This window comes from Corallococcus praedator, assembly GCF_003612125.1.
In the GTDB taxonomy this organism is placed as follows: Bacteria; Myxococcota; Myxococcia; order Myxococcales; family Myxococcaceae; genus Corallococcus; species Corallococcus praedator.
Genome location: NZ_RAWI01000440.1, coordinates 1 through 7,221, shown reverse-complemented (window position 1 = coordinate 7,221; position 7,221 = coordinate 1). Strand labels below are relative to the sequence as shown.

Sequence of the window (7,221 nt, the reverse complement as noted above, 5' to 3'; positions counted from 1 at the left end):
GGCCGTAGGCGTTGAGCAGGGTACGTCCCTGGCTCCAGCGCTGGGCCGTCGCGGGCGGAAGGGCCTCGCCCGCGGAGATGACGGTTTCCAGCAGGGGCAGTCCGGCCTCGGAGAGCTGGGCGAGGACTGAGGGCGTCAGGGTGACGGCGGTGACGGCCTGGGATTCGAGCAGCTGCCGCAGGGGCAGCTCGGGCAGCAAGGCGTCGCGCGAGGCGAGCACGAGGCAGGCGCCTGAGAGCAGCGTGGAGAAGACCTCCCAGACGGAGGCGTCGAAGGCGGGGGAGGCGAACTGCAGGACGCGGCTGTTCGCGTGGAAGCGCTGGGCGCGAGCGGCGGCGAGCGCGGTGTTGGCGAGGCCCTTGTGGAGGAGCAGGGCCCCCTTGGGCGTGCCGGTGGAGCCAGAGGTGTAGATGACGTAGGCGAGGCTGTCGTCGAAGACGCGGACGTCGGGAGGCGAGTCGGGCCAGCGAGCAATCGCGTCGGCGTCGGAGTCGAGGCAGAGCAGCTGAACGCCGGAGGGCAGCTCATCCGCGAGGGAGTCCTGGGTGAGGACGAGGGGAACGCCCGCGTCCTCGAGGATGAAGGCGGTGCGTGAGGCCGGGTAGGCGGGGTCGAGGGGAACGAAGGCGCCGCCGGCCTTGAGGATGGCGAGGAGTGCGACGGGAACGTCGAGGGAGCGCTCCAGAAAGAGTCCGACGCGGGTCTCGGGCCCGACGCCGAGGGAGCGCAGGTGGTGGGCGAGGCGGTTGGCGCGAGCGTCCAGCTCCCGGTAGGTGAGGTGCTGGCCGCCGAAGGCCGCGGCGTGCGCCAGCGGGGTGCGCTCGGCCTGGGCCTGGAAGAGGTGGTGGACGCGCGACTCGTCGCAGAGCACCTGCCGCGTGTCGTTCCACGCGACGAGGATCTTCTGACGCTCCTCTTCGGAGAGCATGGGCAGCCTGGACCAGGACTGTTCCGGCCAGGTGACGATGCCTTCGAGCAGGCGCTCGAAGCGCGAGGCGAGTTGCTCGACGGTGGAGGGCTTGAAGAGCTCGGTGCTGAACTGCCAGAGGCAGGACAGCCCGTCGGGTGTCTCCTGCACGGACAGCAGGAGATCCAGCCTCGCGGAGCCGCTGGCCAGCTCCAGGGGCGTGAGCGTCAGGCCGGGCAGCTCGATGGCCGTCATCGGCGCGTTCTGGAGCACGAGCTTCGTCTGGAAGAGCGGCGCCTGGCCCTGACCCCGCTTCGGGTTGAGGACGCGGACCAGCTCCTCGAAGGGCAGGTCCTGGTGTGCGTAGGCCGCGAGCGCCGTCTCTCGCGTGTGGGCCAGCAGCTCCTGGAACGTGGAGACGGTGTCGAGCCGTCCGCGCATCACGAGCTGGTTGATGAAGAAGCCGATGAGCCCTTCGGTGTTCGCGCGGGTGCGGTTGGCGATGTCCGTGCCCACCACCACATCCTGCTGTCCGGAGTGCCGGGCGAGCAGCACCTGGAACGCCGCCAGCAACGTCATGAAGAGCGTCGCGTTCTCGCGGCGGCCCAACGTCTTCAGCGCCTCGGTGAGCGCGGTGGGAAGCTGGCGGGTCAGGTGCGCGCCCTGGTTCGTGGGCTCGGCCGGACGCGGGAAGTCGGTGGGCAGCTCCAGCGACGCGGGGGCGCCCTCGAGCTGCTTCTTCCAGTAGGAGAGCTGGGTCTCCAGCGCTTCGCCCCGAAGCCACGTCCGCTGCCACAGCGCATAGTCCGCGTACTGGAGCACCGGCTCCGGCAGGGGCGAGGGTCGGCCCTCGGTGAAGGCCGCGTAGAGCGCCGCCATCTCCCGGATGAGCACCCCCATGGACCAGCCGTCCGAGATGATGTGGTGCATCGTCAGCAGCAGCACGTGCCCCGGCTCGCCGAGCGTCAGCAGCGTGGCGCGCAGCAGCGGGCCCCGGGCCAGGTCGAACGGGCGCTGGGCCTCTTCCTGCGCGAGGCGGGACACCTCGGCTTCACGCTGCTCCAGGGGCAGTGCCTGGAGGTCCACGTCGCGCAGGGACAGCGCGGCTTCGGGCAGGGCCACCTGGGTCGGACGCCCCTCGGTGGAGGGGAAGGTCATGCGCACGGATTCGTGGCGGCGGACCAGCTCCTGGAAGCTTCGCGACAGGGCGGCCGGGTCCAGGCTCCCCGTGAACCGGACGGCCAGGGGGATGTTGTAGAGCGCGCTCTGGGGGGCGAACTGGTGGAGGAACCACAGGCGCTGCTGGGCGAACGACAGCGGCAGCTCACCCGTGCGAGGCGCGGCCACCAACGGCGGGAGGTGCAGGTGACGTCCTGCCTGGATCGCGGCATCGATGCGTGTGGCCAGCGCGGACAGCGTGGTGGCCTCGAACAGCTCGCCCAGGGCCAGGTCCACCCCGAAGGCTTCCTGCACGCGGGACACGACCTGGGTGGCGATGAGCGAGTGCCCTCCCAGCTCGAAGAAGTCATCGCCGCGCGCCACCTGCTCCACGCGCAGCACCTGCGCCCAGATGCCGGCCAGCAACTCCTCGGTGGGCGTGGCGGGCGGTGCGGCTTCGATTCCGGACGGACGTGTGCCCACGGGCTCGGGCAGGGCCTTGCGATCCACCTTGCCGTTGGAGGTGAGCGGCAGTGACTCCAGCCGGACGAACGCGGCGGGAATCATGTGGGCCGGGAGCTTCGCTTCCAGGAAGGTGCGCAGCGCGGAGGACTCCAGCCGCGCCGCGTCTCCCGTCACATAGGCGGCGAGGCGTGCATCGCCCGGCGTGTCCTCGCGCAACAAGACCACCGCCTCGCGCACGGCGGGGTGGCTGGTGAGCACGGCCTCGATTTCGCCAGGCTCGATGCGGAAGCCGCGCAGCTTCACCTGCGCGTCGGCGCGGCCCAGGAACTCCAGCACGCCATCCAGCCGACGCCGCACGACGTCGCCCGTCCGGTACATCCGGGCCCCGGGCTCCGCGCTGAACGGATGGGGCACGAAGCGCTCGGCGGTCAGGTCCGGACGCTCCAGGTAGCCACGCGCCAGGGGAAGGCCCGCGATGAACAGCTCCCCGGGGATGCCCGGAGGCACGACCCGTCCGGCCGCATCCAGCACGTGCAATTCGACGTTGGCGATGGGCCGCCCGATGGGCACCGCGCCCGTGGTCGGGTCCTCCGCGCCGACTTCATGCACGCAGCAGCCGACCACGGTCTCGGTGGGGCCGTACTCGTTGAGCAGCCGCGTCCCAGGGGCGTGTCGCCGCCAGAGCGCCAGGGTCTCGTAGGAGAGTGCTTCTCCGCCGATGACGAAGGCCCGGGTTCCTCCGGCGGCTTCGTGCTCCGCCAGCCCCTGGGCCAGCAGGGACAGGTGGGTGGGCGTCAGCTTCACGAGGCTGAAGTCCGCTCCCGAGCGCAGGGCGGCCTGGAGCCCTTCGACGCCGTCACCTTGCGGAATCAGGGTGATGGGCTGCCCCACCGTGAGCGGAAGCAGGAGGCTGGTCACGGTGAGATCGAACGCGAGGGGCGAATGCACCGGTGCCCCCGCGCCCTCCGTCACCGGATACGCCGTGGCGCACCAGTCCAGGTAGTTCGTCAGCCCCTGGTGCTCCACCATCACGCCCTTGGGACGGCCGGTGGATCCGGAGGTGTAGAGCACGTAGGCCAGGTTGCCGCCGCTCACCGTCCGCGCGGGAGCCTCCGGGGACTCCTTCGCGAGGACCCGCGCATCGGAGTCCAGGCAGACCAGCAGCGCGCCCGTGGCGGGGAGGACGTCCGCCAGCGCGTCGCGCGTCACCAGCAGGGGCACCCGCGAGTCCGCGAGCATGAAGGCCAGCCGCTCCTGGGGGTACTCCGGATCCAACGGCACGTAGGCGCCGCCCGCCTTGAGGATGCCCAGGACCGCGACCACCAGATCCACGGAGCGCTCCAGGAACAGCCCCACCCGCACGTCCGGTCCCACGCCCCGCGCGCGCAGGTGGTGCGCGAGCTGGTTGGCCCGGGCATCGAGCTGCGCGAACGTCCAGCGAGCATCCCCGGACGTGACGGCCACGGCCTCCGGCGTGCGTGCGGCGCGGGCCTCGAAGCGCTCGTGCGCGAAGGCCGCGCTGCTCACGGCGCGGCGCGTGTCGTTCCATCCCGACAGCAGTTGGTGGCGTTCCGCGTCCGTCAGCAGCGAGATGTCCGCGAGCCGGGCCTCCGGCTGGGAGGCGAAGGCCGTGAGGACCTGCTGCCACTGCGCGAGGACGCGCTCCAGGATGGCGCCATCGAAGCGTCCGGCGTCGTGCGACAGCCGCAGGGTGAGCTCTTCCCCGGGGAGGATGTTGATGTTGAGCGGGTAGGTCGTCCGCTCCAGCCCGCGGATGTCGCGCAGGTCCAGTCCGGAGGTGCGCTCCCGCACCGCCGAGTCCAGCCAGTTCTCGAAGACGAGCAGGCTGTTGAAGAGGGGCACGCCCCGGGGCAGCTCGCTCCAGCCCTGGATGCGGACCAGGGGGCTGTGCTCGTGCTGACGCAGGTCGGCCTGACGGGCCTGGAGCCCCTGGAGCCACGGCACCACGCGGGCCTCGGGCGGGAGCGCCACGCGCACGGGCAGCGTGTTGATGAACAGGCCGACCATGTCCTCCGCTCCCGGCAGGTCCGTGGGCCGGCCGGCGACGGTGGTGCCGAAGACGACGTCCGCTTCGCCGCTGTAGCGGCCGAGCAGCAGCGCCCACGCCGCCTGGACCACCGTGTTGGGCGTGAGCTGGTGACGGCGCGCGAAGTCCTGGAACCGCGCGGTGAGCGCCGCGGGCATGACCCAGGTCCGCTCGACCTTGGCGGGCACGGCGTCCCGGATTGCTGCCCGCCGCTCGCCGGGCAGCGGCGTGGGGGCGCTGAAGCCCGCGAGGTCCGCCCGCCAATGCGTCTCCGCGAGCGTCAGGTCCTGCCGTCCCAACCACGAGATGTAGTCGCGGTAGGGCGGCGCCGGTCGCACGGTGCGCGCAGTGGGGGCGAACAGCTCCTCCAGCAGCAGGCCCAGGCTCCAGCCGTCGAGCAGCAGGTGGTGGAAGCTCCACACCACGCGGTGCACGTCGCCATCCAGGCGCATCACCGCGAAGCGCATCAGCGGGGGATGGGACAGGTCGAAGCCCTGCGCGCGGTCCTCGGCGAGGAAGGCCTGCAGGTGGGCTTCCTGGTCCTCCGCGGAGAGCCCGCGCCAGTCCAGCTCACGCCACGGCAGCGCTGCGTCGGGGTGGACCACCTGGAGGGGTTCTTCCAGGCCTTCGCGGTGGAAGGAGGTCCGGAGCACGGGGTGCCGGGCGATGAGTGCCTGCCACGCCGCGTGGAAGGCCGGCACGTCCAGGCGCGAGTGGATGGCCCAGGTGATCTGCTCGAAGTACTCCCCGGCGCCGGGGTTGAGCAGGACCTGGAACAACATGCCCTGCTGCATGGGCGACAGGGGATAGAGGTCCTGGGGCGCGAGTCGCAGCAGCCGGTCCAGCGAGGCCTGCTCCAACTGCGCCAGCGGGAACTCCGCGGGCGTGCGTCGGGCGGCATCCTCCGAAGCGCGCTGGGCGATGAAGGCGCGCAGGGTGGCCATGAGCTCACGCGCCACCTGTTCGACGGTGGCGGTCTGGTGGACGTTGGCGCTGTAGACGAGCCCCAGCTCCAGGCGTCCGTGGCTCACGCGCGCGGTCAGCTCCAGCAGGTGACGGCGATGGCCTTCCGGGTCACGCGAGGCGCCGCTGGATTCGGGCGCGAGCGCGAAGAGCGTGGACGCGGAGGCGAGCTGATCGAGCTGGCCCAGGTAGTTGAAGGACACCTGCGCGGCTGGACGTGAGCGCAGGGCTTGGATGGCCTCGGGCGTGCCGAGGTGCCGCGACAGACCGTGGCCCAGGCCGCGCTGGGGCACCTGTCCCAGGCGGTCGCGCACGCTCCGCAGCAACTCGCCAGGGCTCGCGCGGACGGGAGCCTCCAGCGTCACGGGATACGTCGTGGTGAACCAACCCACCGTGCGGGACAGGTCGACGTCGTCGAAGAGGTCTTCGCGGCCGTGGCCTTCCAGCTCCACCTGGAGGTTCGGGTGGCCCGTCCAACGGAAGAGGCCGCCCACGAGCGCCGCGACGAGCACGTCCTCGACGCGGGCGCGGTAGGCAGCGGGGACCTCCTGCGTGAGGAGCCGCGTCTCTTCGGGCGTGAGCGAGAGGGAGAGCTCGCGTGCGGAGGCGACCGTGTTCTGCCCGGGAAGGTCGCGAGGCAGCTCCCGCGCGACGGGGCGGTCCTCCCCGAGCCAGAAGGGCAGCTCCCGCGCGGCAGCCCCGGTCTTCGCGTGGGCCTCCAGACGCTGCGCCCAGCTCTTGAAGGACGTGGTCTTCGCGGGCAGGGAGGGCGAGCGGCCCTGGCTCAGCGCGAGGTAGAGCGCCTCCAGGTCCTCCACCAACGTGCGCCAGGAGACCGCGTCCACCACCAGATGGTGCGCGGTGAGCAGCAGGCGTTCCGTGCGGTGGGGGCCCTGATGGGTGAGGGCCGCGCTGAAGAGCAGTCCGCTGGACAGGTCGAAGCCCGTCTGGAGTTTCGTGGCGGCGGCTTCCAGCGAAGGGGACAGCTCCGCGTCGGCAACCGCGGAGAGATCCACCTCGTGAAGTGTGACGGGGTGCTCGCGGCCCACGGTGTGCTGGTGCCAGACGCCGTCCTGCTCGACGAAGCGAGTGCGGAGCGCGTCATGGTGTTCGACGAGGTGCTCCAGCGCGGCCTTCAGCGCCGTGACATCGAGCGGAGCCCGTGTTTCGAGCAACACCGCCTGATTGAAGTGGTGCGGACGCGGAAGGTCTTCCTCGAAGAAGGCCCGCTGGATGGGCGTGAGCGGAACGGGGCCGGTGACGAGGCCCTGCTCGGCCTGCGGCAGAAGCGACGCGGTGACGTGAGGGGCCAGCGACGCGATCGTCTGGTGTTGGAAGAGCAGCTTCGGCGACAGCCGCAGTCCGGCCTGTCGGGCACGCGCGACGAGCTGGAGGCTGAGGATGGAGTCGCCACCCAGGGCGAAGAAGTTGTCGTGGATGCCGACGCGCTGGAGGTGGAGGACGGAGGCCCAGAGGGAGGCAAGGAGGGACTCGACGTCATCGCGAGGGGCGACGAAGTCCTGGGAGAGCGAAGGCCTGGAGTCGGGGGCTGGGAGGGCCTTGCGGTCGAGCTTGGCGTTGGCGGTGAGGGGGAGCGCCGCGAGGTGAAGGAAGGCGGCGGGCAGCATGTAGTCCGGCAGCCGCGAGGCGAGGAAGGAGCGAAGGGCCTCGGTGGAGGGCG

General features: G+C 71.4%; 1 protein-coding gene. It reads right to left on the bottom strand.

The window, feature by feature from the left end:
• Positions 1 to 7,221, bottom strand: a 7,221-nt coding sequence (locus D7Y13_RS35405; protein WP_120630933.1) for a non-ribosomal peptide synthetase, incomplete at both ends; no start/stop codon positions are given.